Annotated in this window: 23 protein-coding genes and 1 riboswitch; all 23 genes read left to right on the top strand. The window is 50.3% G+C overall.

Translation table 11 applies throughout. The features are described 5' to 3' along the window. Window positions 1-227 precede the first annotated feature (227 nt). Window positions 228-644: a BlaI/MecI/CopY family transcriptional regulator gene (locus J2T16_RS14400; RefSeq protein WP_145333541.1), complete on the top strand. Its 417-nt coding sequence runs from the start codon at window positions 228-230 to the stop codon at window positions 642-644. A gap of 1 nt (window position 645) precedes the next feature. Next, complete coding sequence (locus J2T16_RS14395) at window positions 646-1,506, top strand: M56 family metallopeptidase (RefSeq protein WP_154984458.1); 861 nt, start codon at window positions 646-648, stop codon at window positions 1,504-1,506. Window positions 1,507-1,570: 64 nt separating this feature from the next. Next, window positions 1,571-1,993: a DoxX family protein gene (locus J2T16_RS14390; protein WP_154890356.1), complete on the top strand. Its 423-nt coding sequence runs from the start codon at window positions 1,571-1,573 to the stop codon at window positions 1,991-1,993. A 320-nt stretch (window positions 1,994-2,313) separates the two neighbouring features. Further along, window positions 2,314-3,015: a pirin family protein gene (locus J2T16_RS14385; protein ID WP_221789689.1), complete on the top strand. Its 702-nt coding sequence runs from the start codon at window positions 2,314-2,316 to the stop codon at window positions 3,013-3,015. A 46-nt stretch (window positions 3,016-3,061) separates the two neighbouring features. Continuing rightward, entirely contained in the window at window positions 3,062-3,400 is a 339-nt protein-coding gene (locus J2T16_RS14380; protein WP_090924143.1) for a hypothetical protein, read from the top strand. Window positions 3,401-3,612: 212 nt separating this feature from the next. After that, window positions 3,613-5,211: a spore germination protein gene (locus J2T16_RS14375; protein WP_221789691.1), complete on the top strand. Its 1,599-nt coding sequence runs from the start codon at window positions 3,613-3,615 to the stop codon at window positions 5,209-5,211. 4 nt (window positions 5,212-5,215) lie between these two features. Further along, window positions 5,216-6,415, top strand: a complete 1,200-nt coding sequence (locus tag J2T16_RS14370) for a Ger(x)C family spore germination protein (protein ID WP_221789693.1) — start codon at window positions 5,216-5,218, stop codon at window positions 6,413-6,415. Continuing rightward, window positions 6,408-6,629, top strand: coding sequence for a hypothetical protein (locus J2T16_RS14365; protein ID WP_221789695.1), 222 nt, complete (start codon window positions 6,408-6,410; stop codon window positions 6,627-6,629). Before J2T16_RS14370 ends, J2T16_RS14365 begins: the two co-directional genes overlap by 8 nt. 56 nt (window positions 6,630-6,685) lie before the next feature. After that, complete coding sequence (locus tag J2T16_RS14360) at window positions 6,686-7,954, top strand: GerAB/ArcD/ProY family transporter (protein WP_499018572.1); 1,269 nt, start codon at window positions 6,686-6,688, stop codon at window positions 7,952-7,954. A 131-nt stretch (window positions 7,955-8,085) separates the two neighbouring features. After that, the gene (locus J2T16_RS14355; protein WP_499018571.1) at window positions 8,086-8,916 is read left to right on the top strand and encodes a uroporphyrinogen-III synthase; all 831 of its coding nucleotides are present in this window, start codon (window positions 8,086-8,088) and stop codon (window positions 8,914-8,916) included. Between the two features lie 227 nt (window positions 8,917-9,143). Further along, a riboswitch (cobalamin riboswitch) is annotated at window positions 9,144-9,332 on the top strand. A 338-nt stretch (window positions 9,333-9,670) separates the two neighbouring features. Further along, window positions 9,671-11,608, top strand: coding sequence for a precorrin-3B C(17)-methyltransferase (gene cobJ / locus J2T16_RS14350; protein WP_499018570.1), 1,938 nt, complete (start codon window positions 9,671-9,673; stop codon window positions 11,606-11,608). A 270-nt stretch (window positions 11,609-11,878) separates the two neighbouring features. After that, window positions 11,879-13,135, top strand: a complete 1,257-nt coding sequence (locus J2T16_RS14345) for a sirohydrochlorin chelatase (RefSeq protein WP_499018569.1) — start codon at window positions 11,879-11,881, stop codon at window positions 13,133-13,135. Beyond that, window positions 13,132-13,902, top strand: a complete 771-nt coding sequence (cobK, locus tag J2T16_RS14340) for a precorrin-6A reductase (RefSeq protein ID WP_336121720.1) — start codon at window positions 13,132-13,134, stop codon at window positions 13,900-13,902. The genes J2T16_RS14345 and cobK overlap by 4 nt, the downstream gene beginning before the upstream one ends. Before the next feature lie 161 nt (window positions 13,903-14,063). After that, entirely contained in the window at window positions 14,064-14,711 is a 648-nt protein-coding gene (locus tag J2T16_RS14335; protein ID WP_221788838.1) for a precorrin-8X methylmutase, read from the top strand. A gap of 629 nt (window positions 14,712-15,340) precedes the next feature. Next, window positions 15,341-16,495 carry a cobalt-precorrin-5B (C(1))-methyltransferase gene (locus J2T16_RS14330; protein ID WP_499018568.1) on the top strand — a complete coding sequence of 385 codons (1,155 nt, stop codon included), beginning with the start codon at window positions 15,341-15,343 and terminating at the stop codon, window positions 16,493-16,495. Further along, window positions 16,458-17,747: a precorrin-6y C5,15-methyltransferase (decarboxylating) subunit CbiE gene (gene cbiE / locus J2T16_RS14325; RefSeq protein WP_499018567.1), complete on the top strand. Its 1,290-nt coding sequence runs from the start codon at window positions 16,458-16,460 to the stop codon at window positions 17,745-17,747. Before J2T16_RS14330 ends, cbiE begins: the two co-directional genes overlap by 38 nt. Before the next feature lie 92 nt (window positions 17,748-17,839). Next, entirely contained in the window at window positions 17,840-18,562 is a 723-nt protein-coding gene (gene cobI, locus J2T16_RS14320; protein ID WP_499018566.1) for a precorrin-2 C(20)-methyltransferase, read from the top strand. Then, a complete protein-coding gene (gene cobM / locus J2T16_RS14315; RefSeq protein WP_499018565.1) occupies window positions 18,559-19,356 on the top strand; it encodes a precorrin-4 C(11)-methyltransferase in 798 nt (265 codons plus the stop codon). Before cobI ends, cobM begins: the two co-directional genes overlap by 4 nt. After that, complete coding sequence (locus J2T16_RS14310; RefSeq protein ID WP_499018564.1) at window positions 19,349-20,437, top strand: cobalt-precorrin 5A hydrolase; 1,089 nt, start codon at window positions 19,349-19,351, stop codon at window positions 20,435-20,437. The genes cobM and J2T16_RS14310 overlap by 8 nt, the downstream gene beginning before the upstream one ends. 145 nt (window positions 20,438-20,582) lie before the next feature. Next, on the top strand, window positions 20,583-22,001 hold the full coding sequence (locus J2T16_RS14305) for a cobyrinic acid a,c-diamide synthase CobB (RefSeq protein WP_499018562.1): 1,419 nt from the start codon (window positions 20,583-20,585) through the stop codon (window positions 21,999-22,001). Between the two features lie 425 nt (window positions 22,002-22,426). Then, a complete protein-coding gene (locus J2T16_RS14300) occupies window positions 22,427-23,065 on the top strand; it encodes a ThuA domain-containing protein (protein ID WP_221788826.1) in 639 nt (212 codons plus the stop codon). Between the two features lie 73 nt (window positions 23,066-23,138). Beyond that, complete coding sequence (locus J2T16_RS14295; protein WP_499018561.1) at window positions 23,139-23,522, top strand: phasin family protein; 384 nt, start codon at window positions 23,139-23,141, stop codon at window positions 23,520-23,522. After that, window positions 23,523-25,193 carry an ABC1 kinase family protein gene (locus J2T16_RS14290; protein ID WP_464678767.1) on the top strand — a complete coding sequence of 557 codons (1,671 nt, stop codon included), beginning with the start codon at window positions 23,523-23,525 and terminating at the stop codon, window positions 25,191-25,193. The last annotated feature ends 418 nt before the right edge of the window (window positions 25,194-25,611 follow it).

The following is a 25,611-nucleotide window of genomic DNA, read 5'->3' as shown; positions in this document are numbered from 1 at the left end:
ACTTCCCGCATCTCGCACAAGCGAATAGCTGGTCTTTTATGCCAGCTTGGAAAGGTCATGATACGAACCGGGTATGACTGCAATTTTGCAGAATTGCCCGGTTTTCTTATGTACTTTTATACACAAATGAAAAACATTTTTACAAATCATTTACATAAAATACCTGACATAGAGGTTGACTTCTCATTTCTGGACACTACAATGGGTAGTGTGAGGGGTGTCAGAATATGAGAATACTCAATTTTAAAGTGGGCGAGCGAGGACTGAATCGTTTTTTTGGACCACTTGAGGCCAAGATTATGGAAGTATTGTGGGCTCGTCCCGGCAGCAGCATCCGTGAAGTACAGACGGCACTGGAACAAGACAAAGACGTAAATTTCAATACGGTTATGACTGTGATGAATCGGTTGGTGGATAAGGGATTACTCGGCAAAACACAGAAGGGTCGCACATCGCTGTACCAGCCGGTACAAAGCAGGGAGGACTTTATGAACGATCAATCCAAGGAACTGTCCCAGGAATTGGTGGACGAATTCGGGACACTAGCAGTGAATCACATGCTGGATGCGTTAGATGAAGCCGATGAAGGCTTGATTGAACGGCTCGAAATGAAGATTAAGCAATGGAAAAAGGATAACGATTAAGATGTGGAAGACCCGTTCCAAGATTTTGTTCACCGTCGGGTTGGGTATTCCGGTACTCGTGCTCATGCAGATGTTCATGTATGCGATGTATAAAATATTTGGATGGGACATCCGGTTGAATCTGCTATGGCTATGCAATCACTGGATGAGTCGTATGGGGTGGATGTCTGTAGGTCAGTTCCTGTTGCTTCTGGTTTTGCTGACTTTTGCTGGTACAAGCTGGATGATGATTAGACGAATTGTCCAGACGCGTGCCGCAGTAACCAAGCTCCGCTCCATGGAGATTCGCGCTTGGTCGGAAGAATTGACTGCAAGATACAGACATCTTAAGAAACCCCGATTTCTTGTTGTGGGCAAACCTTCTCCGGTTGCGTTTACCATTGGGCTGTGGCGACCTTGTATTGTGCTTTCCACTGGCCTGCTCCGTATGCTGGATTCGGATGAAGAGAAGGCTGTCGTGTATCATGAGGTTCACCATTTGTGGCACCGAGATCCACTGAAAACAACGCTGCTCTCGGTATTTGCTACGATGATGCCGTATATTCCTGTGCTGAAGCATACGTCACAGCAATATCGCATCGTCAGAGAGATTTTAGCAGATAACGAAGCGATTGAACGTACGGGGAATGCCGCAGGTATTGGCAGTGCACTCTTGAAACTGCTTCGGACATGCACACCATCTGGGGAGGGAAGAGCGATGACAATTCAGTCCTCATTTGCCGATACGTCGGTAAATGTGCGTATTTCCCGTCTGCTCGACCCTGAACGTGATGTTACACTACGCTTACCGCGATATGCCATTCTAATCTCTGTAACGGTGTTTCTGCTGCTGTCTGTTCTGTTTGTATGGTCGATCGGATAGAAAACGACCATGAACCAAGCAATGCATCCGGACTAAAATTATGAATGAAATGGGGAGATGTATGATGAATAACAAAACCATTGAAATTGGACTTTTTTTCTCAAGGATTATGATTGGTCTCATTTTTCTATTACATGGCTGGAGTAAATTCGAGGGTGGAATTAGCGGTACGGTTGGTTTTTTTGAAAGTATAGGGATTCCCGGTTTTATGGCGTCTGTTGTTGCTGTCATTGAACTGGCAGGTGGTGCGGCCATGATCCTGGGTCTGGGTACACGTGTATTTGCCTTGCTGTTCATCGCGGTTATGGTCGGCGCACTGTTCACAGCCAAGGCAGGGCAACCGTTTTTGATGGGAACAGAGTTCGATTACATGCTGATGGCAGGATCATTGACTCTTCTCCTGACTGGCAGCCGCTTTTTGGCGCTGGATTATCTGTTTAACCGGCAAGGAGCTACACGTCAGAACAGCCAAAATGTGAGTGCCTGATCTGCATCAGGGAGGAAAGCGACATAACAGGATGAGTATAATCAAAGCATAATATAACGATTCATAGAAAAGTGTAACGGAAAGTGTTAAAGCGCAGGAATACGCCTGCGGCCAAGCTCTTTGCTTGCCAGTCCGACGAGGTAACGGTGATTGCCGGATCGAGCTGACAGGTAAAGAGCTTTTTGGTTTGAAGGAAGGAGCGTCACTTTTTGGCTTGGACGTATTACCTTAACATTTGATATAATGAGAATAAGTATGCTACTAAGAAAAAATAAGAGGGATCTACACGAACCATAACAGATTTGAGGAGGTTACGCGATATGATTAAGGTTATTCCATCCGAAGCACGTTCCAGCTTTGACCGTGGCTGGTTGCGGGGCAGTCACAGCTTTTCCTTTGGGGAGTACCAGGACCCGTACAACACTGCTTTTGGACCCATGCGGGTAGCCAATGATGATGTCATCGCACCAGGTCGCGGCTTTGGGGCACATCCACACAGTGATATGGAGATTGTATCCATCGTGCTGAATGGCAAGCTGAGACATGAAGATAGTCTGGGCAATGTTGCCGTAACAGGCTTTGGTAGCATTCAGCGCATGTCAGCAGGAAGCGGCGTCATTCATACAGAGCATAATGCCTCAGATACCGAGGAAGTAAGGCTTCTCCAGCTGTGGTTTATGCCACATACGAAAGGGTTACAGCCATCCTACGAAACGACTTCGTATGATATAACTGCTCTGGAAGGCGCTCTTGTGCCTGTAGTATCATCCGATGGTGGGCCGCGGGTTGCCACGGTTCATCAAGACATGACGATTTACCTTGGGCGGTTATCCAAGGGCAAGACGCTTGATTTTGAACAGAACGAAGGTCGCCGCATGTACATTTTCTCCATTGAGGGCAAGCTTGGCCTGCAGAATGAACATGTGCTCCATACAGGAGATACCGCACGCGTGGAGCAGACTTCTTCCATGAAGCTGGAAGGGCATGAGGATACGTTTTATATGTTGATTGATTTGCCTTAATAAAAATAAGAACTCCCACTCCAAGATCAAAGGAGGAACGATACGTATGGCACAGCAGGAATGGTTTATGGTAAAACATGGGGTCACCGGGCGTGGGCTGGCGAATAGCAAGACGGATGCAGCCTTGTCTTATCGCTTTCAGCAGGAAGGAACAGGTTACCTGTTCACTGTATCGGGACTTGATGAGCAGACTGCCTTGAAGATTATTGAGCTGAGACAGGAATTAAACGTATTCCGTTTCGTACAGCGCAAAGACCGTCCTCTGACAAAGCACTGGTATTATGTTGACGGCGACCGCGTAAAATATGACAGCGAGCGGCATACACTCACCATCTATGCCAAGTCGGAAATTCAATATATACCTGATGATTATTTTGCTGACTAACCGAACAGAGATAAGTGTATGATCTAAGCTTGTTATTCTGTTCATGGTGTAAGTTATTGATTTAACACGTATGGTTCAGTTTTCAAGTTGATCGTTTCGATTGTTAAGTCTTCCCTTGAGGGAGGCTTTTTTTTTGTAAAAAAAGACCACATAATTCCCTGCCTTCTGGCACAAGCTACCTTGTATAAAAACCAAGAATGGAGGGGCGGCATATGGCAGATAAATCATCAAAAGGTAGCGAAAAGACCAAGACTTCAGCATCAACGACTGACAGTAGCAAATATGTACCCTTGGGACTGCCGTCCCCACCTATTCTGAAACAACCGATCAGTGCCATACATACAACTCAAATTCAGGCGTTAAAAGAAATCTTCTCGAACTCTTCGGATGTCGTGTTCCGCAACGTGATGATCACACCGGAGGTTCAGGGGCTTCTCGTGTATGTTGAGGGGATAGTGAATTCGGCGGATATTCAGGAGCATATGCTACGCCCGCTTATTCGAGGGCTGATCCAGCAACGTACTGACGAGCCGGATGTGCCGATTGATGATACACGAATTGAATTAACGCAGGTCAAGCGAGTTCAGACCTGGGCTGCTGCGACCGAGGGCGTGCTCGCCTCATCGGCGTTACTGGTTATGGACGGAGAAGCCGAAGCATGGCTATTCAACGTGAAAGGTGGGGTGCGGAGAGGCGTAGAGGAGCCGCAGACGGAGTCGGTCATTCGGGGGCCGCGTGAAGGATTTACCGAGACGCTACGCATGAATACAGCTTTACTTCGTTTCAAGCTGAAGACACCTGCACTCAAAATGGTAAGTATGACGCTGGGCTCCGACACCAAAACGGATGTGGTTTTGGCCTATCTGGAAGGGATTGCTGATCCCCAATTAATTCAGGATGTCAAAGAACGTCTGGAGAAGATTGAAATCGACGGTATTCTGGAGAGCGGTTATATCGAGGAGCTCATTGAGGATAACCCGAACTCCCCGTTTCCACAGATGCACTATTCGGAGCGCCCGGATACAGTTGCCGCAAATTTGCTGGAAGGTCGATTTTCTATCATGGTGGACGGAACGCCGTTTGCATTGATTGCTCCCGTGACGATGTGGCAGATGTTACAGGCTAGTGAGGATTATTATGAGCGGTTCTTCATTACCAATTTGATTCGTTGGATACGTTTTTTGTTTGTGTTTATTGCTTTGTTCCTGCCAGCATTGTATATCGCCATTACGACCTTTCATCAGGACATGCTTCCAACTACATTGATTCTCAGTATTGCCGGTGCCCGCGAAGCCATCCCTTTCCCGGCACTCATTGAAGCGCTCATTATGGAATTATCCTTTGAAGCGCTGCGGGAGGCAGGGGTCAGGTTACCCAAAACGGTGGGGCAAGCGGTCAGTATCCTCGGTGCCCTTGTGATTGGTCAAGCTGCCGTGCAGGCAGGTATCGTCTCTGCCCCAATGGTTATTATCGTATCGATGACGGGGATTGCATCCTTCACGATTCCGCGCTTTAACTTTGCCATTACCGTAAGGCTGTTACGGTTTCCGATCATGCTTCTGGCAGGCATGCTGGGATTATACGGCATCGTGATTGGTCTAGTGCTGATTTCTGTACATCTGACACAGATGACTTCTTTTGGTGTACCTTATCTGTCAGGGGTGAGTCCATACCATAAGAAGGATACCAAAGATATTTTGGTCCGGGTGCCTTGGTGGAAAATGATCAATCGTCCTTCGACCGTGCACCGGGATCGCAAACGTATGACCAGAGATATCAATGGTTCGCCGGAAGCAGAGGAAGGATGGTGATTCCATGAAGTTTTTGATTAAATATAGAGCTGTCATTTCGTTGATTTTGTGTACATCTCTGCTTACAGGTTGCTGGGATCGCGAAGAGATTAATGATGTCGCCTTTGTCATCGGTATTGCTGCTGATAAAGAAGGTGATGAATACCGATCCAGTCTGCAGATTGCCCTTCCTGGACAGTCTGGAGCCTCGGGAAGTGAAGGGGGCGGGGGCGGTACAAATGGTGACAAGCCATGGTTTATCCTCTCCAACACGGATCGAACTTTACGCGGGACTACGCTTAAGGGTCAGAAGTCACTCTCTCGCCGTATTTATTATGCACATCGCCGTACCATCCTTATTGGGGAAGAACTGGCACGTGACGGTGTTGCCCCGATGCTAGATCTGTTCACCCGATATCCCCTAAATCGGTTATCGGCACTTCCTGTTGTCACCAGAGGTGAGGCACACAAGGTCATGGACACGGATGCGCCGATTGAGAAGTTCCCTTCGGAGATGGTACGAGAACTATGTTTTCTTAATATGAGGAATCCAAGATCCCTTAAAACGTTTATAGACTCCATTCTAGACGAAGGGGTTGATCCTTTTCTGCCGATCGCATCCGTTTCGGACAGTGTACCTGAGGGTTGGAAAGGTGCTGTGACCAATATCAAACTGGACGGATTAGCTATTTTCAAAAAAGACAAGCTGGTAGGCATGATGGACAAGGCCCCTGCTGATGCATTAATTCTTGCCATGGGTGAAGCTAATGAACCCGAGGTCATGATTAAAGCTCCGCGCGGCAAAGGAGATATGTTTATCAAGTTAAACGAGAACAATTCCTCCCTTCATCCCAAGATTGTGAATGGCAAAGTGAGTGTGACCATTCAGATGTATGCCAAGGGAGTGCTTGTGGACAATGAATCGGATTATGGTGACAGGCGCGAGAAGGAAATTTTAAATCTGAATGAAGCCGTGCACCGGAAGATCAAAGAGGATATTGAGGAAGGTGTAAGGCTGGTTCAGAAGAAATTCAAAGCAGACATTATCGGCATCGGCCGTTCCATCCATAGGCAGTTACCCAAGGAATGGGACAAGATTAAAGATCGCTGGGAGGTTCTCTATCCGGAGGTTCAAGTAACTGTGGACCCGCATGTCATTATTGAGAATGTCGGTATTGTCAATAAACCGATTGGAGTCGTAGAGGAGGACATCATACATGATTAAACCGCTACTGTTTACCTATCTGGCAATGGTAATCGGGGTGCTGATTATGGATTTCAGGCATCTGAAACAAGCGGCCTCCATTAATCGCTGGCTGTCTTATGGAATCATTGCGCTTGGAACAGGCCTCTGGCTCTACGTTACGACGCTGAACAAAACCGTATTCCTATCGGTATGGATGAGTCATATTATTCAACGTCTGCTGCCAATGCCTTGAGGATGTGGCATATGTAATCTTGATATGCAAGAAACAGGTACGGAAGGAGGGGCAGGATGATTCAGAAGGTAACGCACAGGCAAATGATCTTGATGCTCATGCTGCTTAGTATTACGGGTACACTGCTACAACCTCATGCACAAGCCATTTATTATGCAGAACAGCATGCCTATCTTTGTTACATACCCGTTGTTCTGATTATGTTTACATCGATGTGGCTGCTCAGCCGTGTCCAGCGGCGTTTTCCGGACAAGGATCTGTTTGAATCATTAGTGACACGATTTCCCTTTCTGGGAAGATTGGCCGGATTGATGTACATTGCGTTTTTCTTCTTTGTATTCGCGAGAGATATTCGGCTAACAGGGGATTATGTAAGTATCACATTGTTGGAAACAACACCAATATCGATTATCGTGCTCTCTCTGCTTGTCATGGCTATATTTATCGTGCGAGGAGGGCTAGGTTCCCTGATTGGCATGGTGGAGTTATATGTAGCGCTTTTTCTGTTAAACTCCATGATTGTGCCGTTTATGCTAATTCAGCAGATCAATCTGGATAACCTGAAGCCCTATTTCGATGTTGACCTGGCGGGTGTGGGCAGGGGGAGCTGGTATCTCTTTTCGTTTTATGGAGAGATGATTTTTCTGCCCTTTATCGTAAGGGGGAGTGACTTTCGAGTAAAGTCCATTGTCACAGGCAACATCGTCACGGCTCTATTGATGATGCTTATTGTCGTGGAAACGATCACCTCCATCGGTGTACCCATTGCTTCAAGACTTGTATATCCATCGTATGAGCTGGCAAGACAGCTGCAGATTAGTGACTTTTTAGATCGATTCGATCTGGCGCTTGCGGCAGCAACTTTGCCTTGTATTATTACCAAGATTGCGTTTGACCTGTATTTAGTGTGCTGGGGGTTGAAACGCATGATTCCCAAAGTGTCTGGTAAAGTACTGACCGGACCCATTGCGTTGCTGGGTTTTGTATGTGCGTTCTGGTTCTTCCGCAATGCGATCCAACTGAATCGATTTACACGGGAATGGACATGGGTTGCCATTGTATTTGAGGTGCTGTTTCCAATCGTATTCTTTCTATTTCTTCGTCCGCGCAAAAAGGAGGCCGGGCATGCACCGAACTCTGAATCGGGAGAGAGGGCCTCGAGAGGCAAACAGCAGGAAGGTGAACAGAAGCAGGAGCAGGCATCTGGTGAATCAGATCAATCTGAAGAGAAGTCCGAAGAGAAGTCTGGTGATAAGTCAGCGGAAAAGTCCATAGAGAAGAAAGGTAAAACATCACCTGGCGGCGGAAATTTGCAGCCTTCCTGATGCAAACCATAAAAAATCTTTATAGCTAAAGAGGCCGGAAAGCAAGCAGACATGGTTTCCCTCCGCAGAAGTACCCTGTATACTGTAGTCAGATTGATGAACTTTCGGCTTCTTAAACGGGGGGAACATGGATGGCTCAACATTTGGCAGGGGTACGTGTGGCATTAACCGGACCGAGAAAGTCCAAAGAGATGTCTCTTTTGGTAGAGAAAATGGGAGGAATCCCGCTTGTGCGTCCTGCACAAGGCACGGTGTTTCTGGATGATCGTAACATTCGAGACGGACTGGTCTCCTGGATTTCTGATCCGCCGGATTGGGCAGTGTTTACGACGGGCATGGGACTGGATGCTTTGTTCGACATGGCTGAGGACATGGATGTAGCCGGACAACTTCGGAATGTCTTGGCTGAATCGTGTATTGCAGCCCGAGGGTACAAAACGGTAAATGCGTTAAAAAAGCTGAAGCTAACACCTCTGGTACGAGATGATGACGGCAGTACAGACGGACTGATTCGTGAATTTGGCTCGCATGATCTTACAGGCAAAAAGGTGATGTTACAGCTGCATGGGGAAACGGCTCCCAAGCTGGTTCGCTGGTTAGAAGAACAAAAAGCTGTTGTGCGGCAGGTATTGCCGTATCGTCACGTACCGCCAGAAGAGACAGAGCTGGAGCAACTGCTGAACGAAGTAATTCAGCATAAGTTAGATGCAGTGGCCTTTACAAGTGGGCCGCAGGTTCGGTTTTTGACGGAATATGCGACATCTCAAGGTAAGCTGGAGGAGATGCTGACAGCCTTCAAAGAAGGGGTAGTCCCAGCCTCTGTTGGTAAAGTTACGGCGAATGCGATGCGTGAGGAAGGTATTGAAGCGCTGGTTGTACCAGACGAAGAGAAGATGGGAGCGCTCATCGTTGAACTGGGACGTTATTTTGCCGCGAATCCGGTGGGTGTCCGGGAAGATTAATAAAGAGAGCATTCACAGGGCAAGAGTAGCTGTATGAAGAATAGCAGACGCAATTCGTATACAGAGGTATTAAGTTTAGAAGGAATCACATCAATTATATGGATGGATATATAAAGGTTCTGATCCGTTATCGGATCGGGACCTTTTTTTCATTTTTATCCAAAATTAATGTTTAGGACAATCTTGAGAAGCGTGGACATTATTTCCTGACCGATGGTATGATGAAGACAATATGAAAACAGCAAGGTGCTCTTGCATAAAGCAAGAGGTAACAGGGAATCGGGTGCAAGTCCCGAGCGGTCCCGCCACTGTAATGGTGAAGCGTTTTCCATGAAAGTCACTCGGTATACTGGGGAAGACAGGAAAGAACGCTAATGATCCAGAGCCAGGAGACCTACCTTGCATGTGTCACCAAACCCTTCGCGGAAAGGAGTGGTGTACGATAAGTTCGGGAAAGGGACAAACCGTGGTTTGTCTTGCGAGGCTCTATATGGGCTATTCTGGCTGCTTGTAATTCCTTATTATGGAATATTACAGGCCAGGTTTCCTGAGTGTAAGTACATGCGTATCTCATCCGTGATTAGGATGGGATTTTTTTGTTTTTTCGGACAGGAACGAAGTTGCCGAGTTGAGCAGAAGAAATGATGTTTTACAGGGCTATAAACGAGAGAGACACATCTGTATCGGGGAACTTTTGGGATAAACAAGGTTGGGGCATTAATCGTATGACAAGTGGAGTGAGGGGGAAAACGGGATGCAAAAGCAAGGCAAGTTGCTGATCATCGGTTTCGGTCCAGGTGCGATGGAGCACATAACGAAACGGGCGCTGGATGCATTGCAGGAAAGCGAGGTCATCATTGGATATAACACCTATGTGGATCTGATCCGGCCTTTGTTGAATGGACAAGCCATTGTGCGTACAGGCATGACGGAGGAAGTCAGTCGGGCACAGGAAGCGGTAAGACAAGCGGAAGCAGGCCACATTGTTGCCGTAATCTCCAGTGGGGATGCCGGGGTATACGGTATGGCGGGGCTTGTATATGAGGTGCTGATCGAGCAAGGCTGGAAGCCGGATACAGGCGTAGCTGTCGAGGTTATTCCTGGCGTGTCCGCTATTCAATCGTGTGCGTCCTTGCTTGGTGCGCCGGTTATGCATGACGCGTGTACGATCAGCCTCAGCGATCATCTGACGCCATGGGAAACGATTATTCGCCGGGTTGAGGCAGCGGCTTCCGCTGATTTTGTTATTGCTCTGTATAATCCCCGCAGTGGACGACGCACACGCCAGATTGTAGAAACGCAAGAGATGTTGCTACGTTACCGTGATCCGAAGACACCGGTTGGCTTGGTCAAAAGTGCATATCGGGAGCGACAGGACGTGGTCATGACGACGCTGGAAGATATGCTGAATCACGATATCGGTATGTTAACCACCGTGATTATCGGCAATTCCTCGACCATGATGTACGAAGGACTCATGGTCACCCCGCGCGGATATCAGCGGAAATATACGCTGAACTCCGCGGAACAGCCGCTCAGGCCCCATGAGCGGCTACGCACCGAAGCCGAGCCATGGTCGCTCGGCGCACAAGAAGCCCGCGCTGCCGCCTCCGGCGAGGCAGCGGGCAATGGCACGGCCCGCGATGCGCAGGCCGTGCCACCGGCGGAGCCAGCCCTGCGCGGCGCCAGCGCCGGAGCGGGCACGGCTCCGCAAGGGCAGCCGCCCGCAAGCGCATGGGCGGCGACCCCGCCTGCGGCAAGCCCGGCGAGCGGTGCTGGCACCGCCGTGCTTGCCGCAGAGCGGCCCGCGTCCGCGGCGGCAGAGGCCGCACCGCGCGCTGCCGCTGTGGCGCCACGCGCCGGCGCAGCCGAGCTCGCCGCCGAGGCGCTGACGCGGCTCGCGGCAGGCGGTGCGCTCGCAGGCGAAGCGGCAGGCCGCTGGCTGGACGCATCGGCGTCAGGTCCGGCAGCCGCAAGCGCGCAGAGCGCGAGCAGCGCAGCGGTGCTTGGCGCAGCCGCTGCTGTGCCCGTGCCGGGGCGCAAGGCGCCGCTCTTTGAGATCGGCGTGTCGCCCGGCGTGGGCAACAAAAAGTTCACCGCCGCTCAGATGGCCCTGCTGGCGCAGTGCGCAAGTGAGGATGGTGAACTCGAGTATACGCCAGAGCACCAGATTATTCTGAGAGTGCCGACGTTTGAACCGGATGCGCTGGTAGATGAGCTGCGCGCAGCAAACTTTATCGTGGTGCCGATTGGGGATGTGATCAAAGTCAAAGCCTGTGACTTCTGCAATCTGGAGAAGGACGATGCAGTGCCGATGGCTAACCACTTGCAGGACGTGATCGGTGGATTGTCTGCTCCGAAGGAAACGAGCGTAGCGTTAAACGGCTGCGGTATGGCTTGTTACGGGGCAGTGCTGGAGGATATCGGTATCGTGTACCGCAAAGGAGGATACGATCTGTTCCTTGGCGGGAAAAAGTTTGGCCGCAATGCCCACCCGGCTCAGCCTGTAGCAGAGGGCATTCCAGGTGATCAGATCGGCGGTATTGTGGAACGCATTGTCGCGGAGTACAAGGAAAAAGGTCATCCGAACGAACGTTTCCACAAGTTTTTCAAACGTGTAGGAGTCATTCAAGGCTTCCGCCATGTGGATGCGCCAGTCACTGTTGAAGTGAATCCGGTATGCGGTGACTAAGAGTGGAAGTGCGTAGTTTGGGTTACGGGCTTGAAGTCCACTTAAGCATCAGCAGCAGAGTGATCTACGGAAGATAAGAGGCCACAAAGCTAAAAGTTAACCCAGACACAACTCGGCTGAAACCCAGCTGATTGAGATAGATACAACATCTACAGCTGCATCAATACAGACTTAGACATAGATTATACCTTTCTTCCTTGGAACCGAGTGGAGAGCCTTACGAATATGAGAAATCTGATCTGTGGATCGGACAGAGGAGGAAATACGAAGATGGATGCAATTTTGTTGGTAGGACACGGGAGCCGTGATCCAGAGGGGAACCGCGAGTTAAAGGAGTTTGCACGTGAGGTCGCGGAGCAAGCACCGGAGAACACACTGGTCGAAACCTGTTTTCTGGAATTAACCAGACCAAGTATTGCGGATGGAGTTACCGCTTGTGTAGATCGAGGCGCAACCCGTGTCGTACTCGTACCGATTATTTTATTTGCGGCCGGTCATGCGAAAATTGATATTCCGAATGCGATTGATCGTGCCAAAGCGCGTTATCCGCAAGTACAGTTTATATATGGCCGTCCGATCGGTGTGCATGAAAAAGTCGTGCAAATTATGCAAACTCGACTGCAAGAGGCGCAGCCTGTACGGATTGCAGCTCAAGGTGAAGGTGGAACAGATACAGCAGTTGCAGTGGCCGCTCCGCCTGCTACGGTGACTGATGAAGAGACCGCTGTACTTGTACTTGGACGGGGAAGCAGTGACCCGGATGCGAACAGTGACTTTTTCAAAATGACCCGTATGCTGTGGGAGAAGTTGCCGTACAGATGGGCAGAAAGCAGCTTTATCGGCGTAACCCAGCCTTCTTTCCCGGATGGATTGGAACGTTGTCTCTTGCTTGGTGCGAAAAAAATTATCGTCATGCCGTATTTCCTCTTTACCGGTGTACTGATTAAACGCATTGATGAGATGACGGCCGAATTTGCAGCCGCGCATCCAGATATTCAAGTCGAAATCGGTGGTTATTTCGGCTTCCATCCGAAGCTGGTCGAGCTGGTGCTGGAACGTGCGCACGAGGGGCTATATGGACGGGTTACAGCCAACTGTGACAACTGCCAGTTCCGCCTCGAAGCGGCCAAACACCATCATCACCATCACGACCACGACCATGGGCATGACCACGATCACGACCACGATCACGACCATGATCATCACCATGACCACCATCACCATGATCATCACGATCACGGACATGACCACGGGCACGATCACCACCATCATGAGCACGATCATCACGATCATAGTCATGACCACAAGCATTCCGAGCACGCTGCGGAGGTTGCATCTACTCGTGAGGCGAAACTTGATTTCCATCATGACCATGACGAAGAGTTGCATCACTCACACCATGAGCACGAAGGACATCGGAGCAACCAGCAACTCGCTTCAGAAGCAACAGCAGGAGATATTCAGCAGCATGCATCCTCTTCTCAGGCACAAGTGGCATCAACTTCCGAGCAGGTGAAGCGTTCATGATCTTTATGTTATGCGGTACAAGCGATGCACGCGAACTTGCGATCCGAATCCAGCAACAAGGACATAACGTCCTGACGTCGGTTGTGACCGAAAGTGCAGCCCAAAGTCTGACCGAAGCCGGTTTACCAGTGCGGACAGGCCGATTGACCGTAGAGGCGATGGTGAAGCTGATTCTTGAAAATAATACCCCTGTCCTTGTGGATGCGAGCCATCCTTTTGCCGAAGAAGCCCATGCGAATGCTATGGAAGCCGCGAAACAAGCGAACATTCCTTACATTCGTTACGAACGAACGGGGCTTGCTTATGATGACCATGAACTATTACATGTCGTGTCATCTTATGATGAGGCAGCACTCAAGGCCAAAGAGCTGAAAGGTTCTGTCATGCTGACGACAGGCAGCAAAACGCTGCAAATCTTTACCAAGCACCTGCTCGGTGATCCGAATATACGACTTGTTGCACGCATGCTCCCCCGTCTCGACAATATGGAGAAATGCGGTGAGCTGGGCGTAGAGCAACGCAATATTATTGCGATGCAAGGACCTTTTTCCCGAGAAATGAATGAGGCACTTTACAAGCACTATGCAACAACGGTGATGGTCACGAAGGAAAGTGGTAAAACCGGAGCCGTGGATGAGAAAATCCAGTCTGCACTGGAGCTGGGTATTCATGTTGTGCTGATCTCACGTCCAGAGGCGGAGTTTGGCACGGTGTTTGATCATTTTGATGGTGTACTGGACGAGCTGAAAAGTATTTTGGGGAAGTAATCTCCCCGATAGGCTTAATTTGAATAACGCAACTTTGAACGGCTTGATTGCAAGGATTGAAAGAAGCATGGAGTGCGTTCAGGTAGACGATGCAATGATGTATGGGACAGTTTTTGTACGATGAAAATGTTTGTTCAAATACAAGGAGTGGAGTGATTCGGGTGGATTTCAAAACAGATTTTAAACCGCTGACCGTGCAACCTCAGGAAATTGAAGGTAAGAGCTTTGAGATGATTACGGAGGAACTGGGGGAGCACCCGTTTACCGATGAGCAGTATCCGGTCGTACAGCGTGTGATTCACGCTTCGGCTGATTTTGAACTGGGCCGTAGTATGGTGTTTCACCCGGATGCGATCCAGGCAGGGATTGCGGCGCTACGTGCAGGTCAGTCAGTCATTGCCGATGTGCAGATGATTCAGGCGGGTGTGAGCAAGGATCGTATTCGCGGTTTTGGCGGCGATGTGCATGTACATATTTCCGATCCAGATGTAATGGAAGAGGCCAAACGCCTCAACACCACTCGTGCCATCATCTCGACGCGCAAAGCAACCCAAATGTATGACGGGGGCATCTACGCCATCGGTAACGCGCCAACGGCGCTACTGGAATTGATTCGTCTTGTCAAAGAGGGCGAGGCCAAGCCGGGGCTGATCATCGGCATGCCGGTAGGTTTTGTATCTGCGGCCGAGTCCAAGGACGAGCTACGCAAGCTGGATATTCCTTTTATTACCAACATCGGTCGCAAAGGCGGCAGTACGATCGTTGTGGCAGCACTTAACGCAATCTCGTTGATGGCTGTAAAGGCATAGAGCGGGTACTAAGACGGTTTGCCTCGCTTGACCAGTGAGGTCAAACGAAATCTAACTGATCTGATTAAGTCTGGTTAGCGAGCCGTGCCGAATCCTAATGAGAACTGGAAGAGTCTTCACTAAGGGCCATGTCCGAATCTGTTAAAGTCCAGCAACTTCTAACGATCACCAGGAAGCTTATTTTGCGTGAAATCACCCTTTTGAAATTCTAACGATCCTGAGGAACGTTATTTCGCCCAAAACCACCCAAAAGCGCTGGAAATCGCACTGTTTTAGTGAAATAGCGTCTCCCGAGATCGTTAGAATTCCAGCGAGGGCATATTAGGCCAAATAACGTTATCTGTGATCGTTAGCGCTTAGCCGTGAGTGGAGTGGGTGTTAAGTCAATGAGATGGTTAGGTGCGATCGCCAGAGAGTGTAAGTCTAATCCAGCACCGTCTAGTAACCTCTAACGATCAACAATGGTTAGTGTACATTTATTAGTGTCTCAGTTGTTGAGTACAACTAAAAATCGATTAACTAACAATCCATACAAAACTAAACAACAACCAGCAACAATCAGCAATAACCAACGGTCAACATAAGCGCACCAACTAGCGAGCATATAGAAGGACGGGAGGTTCAAAGCCATGGAAAAGAAACGCATGAAAAGCGGAGAAGCACCGGACCCGGATAAACCGATGCGTTCCGGCTTTACGACCGGTGCGTGTGCGACAGCCGTTGCCAAAGGAGCGACGCAGCTCCTGTTAACGGGTCATATCCCTGCGCAAGCCGTGGTTTCCTTGCCCGCCGGCTTTGACCACTCGTTCGAGCTGATCGAGCAGGAACTGATGACGGACGGCACGGCGACTTGTGCCACGATCAAAGACGCCGGGGATGACCCGGACGCCACACATTTAGCGAAAATCATTGCGCATGTGTCTTGGCGGGACGAGCCGGGGGTAGAGCTGGATGGCGGCATTGGTGTGGGGCGTGTTACGAAGCCAGGACTGCCCGTGCCTGTTGGGGAAGCGGCCATTAATCCCGTGCCGCGCCGTATGATTACCGAAGCGGTGACACAGGTACTTGCGGAATATGGGGCCGCCAGGGGAGTGCGGGTCGTGATTAGCGTACCGGACGGCGAAGAGATCGCGAAGAAAACGCTCAATGCGCGGCTTGGCATTCTTGGCGGTATCTCCATTTTAGGCACACGCGGCGTGGTCGTTCCGTTCTCTACTTCAGCGTACAAAGCCAGTGTAGTACAGGCGATTTCCGTTGCTCAGGCTTCCGGTTGTGAGCATATTGTGCTGACAACAGGAGGCAGCAGTGAGAAATACGCCATGAAAATGATGCCCGAACTGCCGGAGGAAGCCTTTATTCAGATGGGTGACTTTGTAGGCTTTGCGATCAAACATGGGAAACGATTGGGCATGAAACGCATCAGTCTGGTCGGGATGCCGGGCAAATTCGCCAAAGTGGCTCAAGGGGTCATGATGGTGCACTCCAAAAGTGCGCCGGTGGATTTTGGATTTCTTGCGTCCGTGGCTCGCGAGACCGGGGCTGGCGATGAACTGGCGCAAGCGATCGAGGAAGCCAACACGGCGACTCAGGTAGCGGATATGATGACCGAAGCGGGATATTTGCCTTATTTTGAAAAGTTATGCTTATACGCCTGTCAGCACTGTCTGGAACATGCGGGGGGCGGCGTAACGGTGGAAGTGGTGCTCGTCACCATGAAAGGAATGGAACTGGGGAGGGCGGAAATCAGTGAACTCGAACATAACAACTGGAGCAAAGAATCGTAACATCCGCATTATTGGCGTAGGCGAAGAAGGCGCGGCGGGGCTGACGGCAGACAGTCTACAACTCATTCAGGAGGCCGATGTGCTGGTAGGCGGCGAACGTCTGTTGCAATTTTTCCCGGCGTTTGCGGGAGAGAAGATTGTGATCAAGAGCAGTTTGAATGACCTCGTTGCGAAAATAAAAGCGTTGCAGGACTCGCACACCATCGTTGTGCTTGCCTCAGGAGACCCGCTGTTTTACGGCATCGCCGGGTATTTCGCGCGCAAACTCGGCCCGGATCAGTTGGATATCCGGCCTAATCTCAGCTCGCTGCAGCTGGCATTCGCAAGGCTTGGCGAGAGCTGGCACGACGCCGTGCTTGAAAGCGTGCACGGTCGCCCCCTCAAAGGTCTAGCCCAGCGCATCGATGGCAAAGCCAAAGTCGCTCTGCTCACGGACGAGCATAACAGCCCCGCTGCGATCGGGGCGTATCTGCAACAATTCGGCATGACGGAGTATGATGCCTACGTTGCGGAAAACTTGGGCGCGGCAGACGAGCGTGCCCGCCATTACACCCTGGACGAGCTGGCAGCGGCTGAGTGCAGCCCGCTGAACGTCGTCATTTTGTTGCGCCGTAAAGATGCACTGGCGCCGCGCAAAGGCTTCGGGTTTGCAGATGAAGAATTCCATCAGCGCAAACCCGAGAAGGGCCTCATCACTAAGCGTGAAGTCCGCGCGTTCAGCTTATCTGAGCTGAAACTGGGCGAGGACAGCATCGTGTGGGATATCGGCGCAGGTTCAGGCTCGGTGGCGGTGGAGTGCACGCGGCTGGCGCCGCGAGGCCAGGTCTTCGCCATCGAAAAAAACGAGGGTGACCTCGTGAACATCGAGGCCAACCGGATCAAATTCCGGACGGATTTTACCGTCCTTCATGCCAAAGCGCCAGCGGGGCTGGACGAACTGCCGGGTCCCGATGCGGTGTTCATTGGCGGCAGCGGCGGTGAACTCGCGCAGCTGATCGCCTTGTGTGCGTCCCGGCTGCGCCCCGAAGGACGCATCGTGGTGAATGCAGCGACTATCGAAACGCTGCATGACAGCATGAAGGCGATGCGCGATGCAGGCATGGACGCCTCCGTGACTTTGCTGCAGACGGCGCGGAGCAAGCCGATCCTGAACATGACCCGTTTTGACGGACTGAATCCGATCTATGTCATTACAGGTCAATTTATAGCAGGAGCAGAAGCGGAAGCCGAAACAGCGTACGGAGCGGAATAGTTTGGCAGGAGACGAAGAAGGGGGAGAGTCGCATTAGTACAACAACAGGAAACATCAACAGTACCGGAATTCACACGGAAAGTTCAGAGAGCATGACAGGAGCCGGAGTTACCGTTGGCACATTGTATGGCGTCGGTGTTGGGCCCGGAGACCCGGAGCTAATTACGGTCAAAGCATACCGGATGATTCGCGAATGCCCGGTAGTCGCCTATCCGAAGAAACGCAAAGGCGGCAAATCCTACGCTCACGAGATCGTGGAATTGTATGTGAATCCGGAGGAGAAAGAGATGCTGGGGCTGATCTTTCCGATGACCAAAGACCCGGTCGTACTAGAGCGGGAGTGGGGCAAAACCGTGGAAGCGTGCTGGGAAGCACTTAAGGAAGGCAAAGATGTAGCGTTCGTGACGGAAGGTGATCCGAACTTATACAGTACATTTATCCACCTTGCACGTCTCATGCGTGAACTTCATCCTGAAGTGCCGATTAGCTCTATTCCGGGCATATCCTCCGTGCTTGGTGCGGCGGCAGCGCTGGATATCCATCTGGCAGATGGAGATGAGCAGGTTGGCATTATTCCGGCTACAGCGGATAAAGAAGCGATGCGGCAGGCGATTGAGCATCACGATACGATTGTGTTTATCAAAGTAGCAAAGGTGCTGGACCCGATGCTGGAGCTGCTGGAGGAGATGGGACTTGGCGACAAAGCGTCGGTGGTCACCAAAGTCACTTCTCCTTATGAACTGGTCTGGCGTGACGCCCGTGAACTGAAAGGGCAGGAGCTGGAATATTTAAGCCTGATGGTGGTGAGCAAATGAAAACATTGGAACCGAAAGTGTACATTGTTGGTGCAGGCCCGGGAGATCCCGAGCTGATTACGGTAAAAGGTTCGAATATTTTGAAAAATGCCGACCTCGTTCTGTACACGGATTCCCTCGTGAATGATGAACTGATTGCGACTGCCAAACCCGAAGCCGAGGTGTTGCAAAGCTCCGGCATGGATTTGGAACAGCAGGTCGAACTGATGTGCACAGCGGTTCGTGCAGGACGCAGCGTAGCACGTGTACATACGGGTGATCCAGCGATGTATGGTGCCATTTTGGAACAGATGGTTTTGTTGAAACAACATGGCGTGGAGTACGAGATTATTCCAGGCGTTAGCTCGGTATTTGCTTCGGCAGCGGCGCTGGGAGCGGAGCTGACTGTGCCGGAACTGACGCAGACCGTCATCCTGACGCGTGCGGAAGGACGCACCCCTGTGCCTGAACGGGAGAAGCTGCGCGATTTGGCCTCGCATCACTGTACGGTGGCGCTCTTCCTAAGTGCAACATTGGCAAAAAAAGTCGTGGTGGAATTCCTTGCCGCAGGCTGGAGCGAAGATACACCAGTGGCGGTAGTGCAGCGAGCAACATGGCCGGATCAGAAAATCGTGCGCACCACGCTGGCCAATCTGGCTGTTGATCTGCGTGCCGCAGGCATTACGATGCATGCGATGATTTTGGCAGGCTGGGCGCTTGATCCTGATCTGGTGAACCGGGATGCTCACCGTTCGAAACTTTATGATAAATCCTTCACCCACGGCTATCGCAAGGGAGTGAAGTCCGGTGAGTAATCCGTTTGCTGCTGTAGCCATTACGAAGCACGGCGTGGAGATGGTGCGTAACCTCGAAGGACAGTTTCAGGGCACAGACGTCTATTATATGAGCAAATTTGCCCGTGGCGATGAGGAACAACTTGGTTATACCCTGTTTGAAGGTTCGGTGAAGCTTATTCTGCCAGACCTGTTCAAACGTTACAACGGCATCATTCTGTTTATCTCGCTGGGTGCCGTCGTCCGTATGATTGCTCCGCTGCTGGTGGACAAAAAAGTCGATCCTGCCGTGCTGGTCATCGATGACCGCGGCGAGAACGTGATCAGCGTGTTATCTGGTCATCTTGGCGGTGCCAATGAACTCACGCGTCAAGTGGCGGAAGTGCTTGATGCGCGTGCAGTCATTACGACAGCTTCGGATGTACAGGGCACGATCCCGGTGGATATGTTTGGTCGTGAACTGGGCTGGATCGTGGATAGCTTTGATAAAGCTACTCCGGTAAGTGCGGCGGTGGTCAACGAAGAGCCGGTGGCACTTATTCAAGAGACAGGCGAACGCAACTGGTGGCGGTATAACAAACCTGTACCGGATCACATTCAGGTCTTCGGCAGTATGCAGGAGACGGAATCGTTTGCGTTTAACGCTGCACTGGTGGTCAGTGACCGTCTGCTTTCGGCGGCGGAAGAGGAACGTTTTCTAACGAATGGTGTGTTGTATCGTCCCAAAAGTCTCGTGCTCGGCATGGGCTGCAATCGCGGAACGGCGATGGAGGAGTTGGAGCAGGAAGTGCTTGCCACGCTGGAAGAGCTATCCCTGTCTGTGAAGAGCGTGCGCAACGTGGCTACGATTGATCTGAAAAAAGATGAGGAGGGCCTGCTGGCCCTATGCGCCAAGTACGGCTGGGAACTCGTCACTTACACTCCAGAGGAACTGAATACGGTGCAACTTGCCAATCCGTCCGAGACGGTATTTAAATACACCGGAGCCTATGGCGTAAGTGAACCGGCGGCACTGCTCTCTTCGGGAGCTGATCATTGGCTGCTGGAAAAGAAAAAGAGCGGCAACCTGACGATCTCTGTCGCACGGGTTGCGTTTGATTAAGCTAGGGTTCGTGTGATTGGGAAGCATCTTATGGATTCACACATAAAAAGTAGTTGTTACAACCTCATGTAAAGGACCGTCCCAGCCGTTGAAACCGATATGGGATGGTCTATTTGTTATATGTAGAGCAAAGGCGGGATGAACGATGAACTCAAAAAATGTAACGCCCAATAACCAAAGTGCACCTCGGCTGATCATCGCAGGTACGGGGAGTGGGGCTGGCAAAACAACGGTAACGCTCGGTCTAATGAAGGCACTTGCCCAGCGAGGATTGAGTGTGCAGGGGTTCAAATGCGGTCCGGATTATATTGATCCAACTTATCATACGGCAGTGACAGGCAGACCTTCGCGTAATCTGGACGCATGGATGACTTCGCCTGCATATGTGAAGCAGACATTTCAGCGGGCTTCCGCGGGACATGATATTTCCATCATTGAAGGCGTGATGGGCCTCTACGATGGCAAAGATCCGCTCAGCAACATCGGCTCTACCGCCGAGATTGCGATGATTACGCAGACACCGGTGATTTTGGTTGTCGATGTACGGAGTATGGCGCGCAGTGCAGCCGCTATCGTACTGGGCTTTCAGCATCTGGAGCCTGAATTAAACATTGCTGGTGTGATTGTAAATCGGTGCGGAAGTGTGGGTCATTATACAATTGTGAAAAAAGCCATTGAACAAATGTGCAACATTCCGGTCGTCGGTTGGCTAAAGCGAGATGAAGACATGTCGATCCCCGAGAGACATCTTGGACTCGTTCCTGCCATTGAGCGTGGAGAACTGGAGCCGTTATTCCAGCGGGCAGCCGATGTGTTGCTAGAGGGCACGGATCTGGATCTTTTGCTGGAACTGGCAACAAGTGCTCTCCCGCTCTCGGTGCATTCCACCAATCACATCCACAGCAAGCCGGATACGTACCAGCCTGTTATTGCCGTCGCTCGTGATGCGGCATTTAATTTCTATTATCCCGATAACCTGGAACTGCTTGAAGCGGCTGGGGCAAGGCTGAAGTATTTCAGTCCACTCGCTGGTGAAGGCATCCCGGCTGAGGCGGATAGTATTTATCTGGGTGGTGGTTTCCCTGAAGAGTTTGCCGCGGTGATTGCCGGAAACGAGCGTTTTCTGGAAGGGCTCCGCGAAGCGGCCCGTTCCCAGATGCCGCTGTTTGCGGAGTGCGGCGGCTATATGGTACTGGCCGAAACGCTCACGGATCGTGAAGGGCGGACATATACCATGGCAGGTATTATTCCTGCGCAGGTACAGATGCAGAAGAAACGAGCTGCACTGGGATACCGGGAGGCGAGTGCGGTTCAGGATTCCTTTTTGCTAAAACAGGGTGAAGTTCTACGGGGGCATGAATTCCATTACTCCATGATGACGTACCGCGAAGAAGGAGCCATTCCATACGCGTATGAGACGAAGGGGTTAAGGGGTTCGAAGCAGGAGGGATACGCGTCGGGCAGTATCGTAGCTGGATACACACATGTACACCTCGGTTCTGATCCGCAAGCCGCACAGCGATGGGTGGAGCATTGTCGACTGTACCGCGAGCACCAAGCTTAGTTCAAGTGTAGCATCCGTGTGCAATGATCGTGCTAAGAAGTGCTCAGAACGAACGTGCTTAACTTATCCATATGCGGAAGGGCTTGAATTCGTTTTGAACCTCCTGAGACTTTGGTCATGAAGTTGGGTGTGGGACTGTACAATTAAAGGTTTTTAGTGAAACATGTGGAATGTGTTAGGATGGAGTGTGTTGTGACAAGATAGACGGTGAATCCCAGCTGGATCTGCATGATATGGATATGCCAAACCGTTATACGGCTATACTAGAAAGTATTGTGAGATGGTATACGTCTTATTCAAAACCTGAGTAGAAGAGATGAATAAACATCACGGTAGTCGATTTTATAAAACGTGGTTAATTTATAGGATATGGAGTGTGCAGACGAATCTAAATGAACAAGATCAGCAGAAAGGAGATGATTATAATGGATCATCGCAAAAAGGCACTTTTAATTGGAGATTATACACATCCGGACTGGCATCCGCTACAGGGGGTAGACGGGGAGATTAGCCGGATTTTTCAAGATACGATTACAGTTCAATGTAGTGAAAATCGCAACATGTTGCTTCATGAAAATATTTCGGGATTTGATGTATGTATCTCATACATGGACGATTGGAGAGGAAAAGTCTCCCCGCAGCAGACAGCGGGTCTGTTGTCTTACGTAAGTAACGGGGGCGGTCTGGTCATCTTACATAATGGAATCTCGCTTCAGAATCGAAATGAGATCAAACAGATGATTGGCGCCAAATTTCTTCATCACCCGGCTTATGCGCCGCTCGAGTTCACGGTGACGGAAGAGAGCCATCCTGTGACGGAGGGCATTTCCGGTTTTACGATGGAAGAAGAACCATATGAATTCGAGTTCGGTTCATTTACCGAGACTAAAATTTTGCTACACTATCAGTCTAAAGAGGGGCCGAAACCGGCAGCTTGGGCACACAAGTATGGACTCGGGCGGATTGTTTATCTGATGCCTGGGCATTCAGTTCCATCCTTTGCGAATGAAACATATCGTCGATTAGTTTTGCAAGCGGGAAAATGGGCAGCGCGGTACGTGTAAGGAAGCTCTCCTTTTTGCATGTCGAGGTTTAAGAGGTGTAATATATAGACAACCGAAGAGGAGGATGAATAAGATGAGCGATTTGTTCAAGAAGGCGTTCTCGTTAGGGCTTGGTCTTACGTTAGTTAGCAAAGAAAAGATTGAGAAAACCGTGGATGATCTGGTGGAGCGCGGGAAGCTTGCACCTGGAGAATCCAAAGCGTTTGTTGAACGATTATTGGAGCGTGGTGAAGAAGAGCAGGGCCAACTGAAACGTGTCATTCAGGAGCAGGTCAAACGTGTGCTTCAGGAAGCTGGCGTGGCATCCGAAAGTGATGTAACTAGTCTGGAACAGCGTGTTGCGGTTTTGGAAAAAAAGCTGGCCGAGCTGAATCAGACACCTCAGCTTCAACTTGATGAATCCCCGGCTCCGGTTGTTGAAGATTCTCCTCCTCTCAAAGGAAACGAGATCGAATAGATGGCTGTGCGGATCAAACATGTCGGCAGATACCGGGAAATTGCCATGGCGCTGGTGCGTCATGGCTTCGGGTATATGGTCGAGGAGCTGGGGCTATTCCAGCTACTCGCGCTGCCCAGACGGTGGATGTCGCGTGAAGCGCAACCCACCAAAACGTTAAGTGAACGGATCAGGCTGGTGTTGCAGGAGCTGGGGCCGGCTTTTGTGAAGCTGGGGCAACTTGCAAGCACAAGGGCAGATCTATTACCTGAATCGGTGATTCGTGAATTGGTCAAATTACAGGATCAGGTTCCGCCGTTCTCGTCAGAGACGGCACGGGGTATTTTGGAACAGGAATTGGATACACCGCTGGAAGAGATCTTTTCCCGGTTCGAGGATACCCCGGTGGCCGCGGCCAGTATTGGTCAGGTGCATCTGGGCAAACTTCAGAGCGGAGAGGCGGTAGCGATCAAAATCCAGCGCCCCGGCATATCGCGGATTGTGCAGCGCGATCTGGATATTCTGCGAGAACTGACTGCGATGGCGGAGAAACGTTGGGATTGGGTGAAACAATACCAGATTCCGCAGATGGTAGAAGAGTATGCCCAGGCTCTGATGGCAGAGCTCGATTACACGGTGGAAGGTCGCAATACGGAGAAGATTGCACAGCAATATCAGCAGGACCCTAAAGTGAAAATTCCGGTAATCTACTGGGATCAGACCTCATCACGTGTATTGACCATGGAGTATATCGAGGGCATTAAGCTGAATAATCGGGATGAACTGGTGAAGCGTGGTCATGATCTGAACAATATTGCCGAGCGGCTGGTGGATGCGTTGCTCAATCAGATTTTTATGCATGGCTTCTTCCATGCCGATCCGCATCCGGGTAATCTGATGGTGCTGAAGGACGGGCGACTGGCTTTCATCGACTTCGGTATGGTGGGCAGTCTGAGTGATGAGATGAAGCAGCAGCTTGCCTCGCTTATTATCGGGCTGATGCGTAAGGATACGGATAGTATGATCCGTGCGATTGAGAAACTCGGTATGATGCCGGATGACATGGACGCGCGCGCCCTTCATGTGGATTTGGACAAACTTCGAACGAAATATTACGATATCCCTTTTTCCAAAATCAGTGTAGGACAGGCGCTCAATGATCTGTTTGGCATTGCCCAGAAACATAAGGTTGTCATGCCCGCAGATATACTGTTGATGGGCAAATCCTTGCTGACGATGGAGGGGGTCATTGAACATCTAGATCCTACTTTGAGCATTGTGGATATGGCAGAGCCGTTCGGGCGAAAGCTGCTCAAGGAACGTTTTAGTGCGGGTCGGATCAAAAATCGGCTGTTTCGCAGTGCGGCAGATATGGCCGAAAGTGTCATTGGTTTGCCGGGACAGCTGCGGCAGTTGTCCTCCATCATCAGCAAAGGTAAGCTGCGACTGGAGATCAGCGTTCCCGAATTAGAGTCACTCATGCGCAGACTGGATCAGATCAGCAATCGTTTATCGTTCAGCATTGTGCTGCTCGCCTTCTGTATCATCATGGTAGGACTTATTATCGGTTCTTCGATTAGTCACCAATCCACGATGCTATGGGATATTCCGGTGATTGAGATTGGTTTTCTCGTGGCGATCCTCATGGTGGCATTTCTGCTGTACTCGATTTTTAAATCGGGCAGGTTTTAAGCCGGAAGTTCAAGCTTTTATAATTAATGCAGCTAGCAAACGAACGCCAAAAAGTGATTGCTTGACAATAGGTATAACTCACCATAACCTGTAAATGCCAAAATAGACTGCAAGGCCTTTTATGAAAGGTCTTTGCGGTTTTTTTTTGATGAGCAGAGATACAGAGAGTTAAATCTAGAAGGATGAAGATAATAGGAGATAAGCACCTGTTTTTGCGATATTACAGTGTTCGTACATATGTAAGTCTGTAACTATAATAATAGGTCAGTAGATTAACGGCCCCGGTTTTTCTGAGAGAGGAAAACTAACAACAGGCATTGCTCTGTCTATCCAGCAAATATAGTTGAGATTAGATGGTGAGACGAGATGCCGTAAGCAAGAAAGACAGCTGAATGGTAACGGAAATAGTCAGTACATG

Origin of the sequence: Paenibacillus intestini (assembly GCF_030803945.1) — a bacterium.
In the GTDB taxonomy this organism is placed as follows: domain Bacteria; phylum Bacillota; class Bacilli; order Paenibacillales; family Paenibacillaceae; genus Paenibacillus; species Paenibacillus polysaccharolyticus.
Note: the sequence above shows the minus strand (reverse complement) of the source record. Positions and strands in the feature narration are given on the sequence as shown.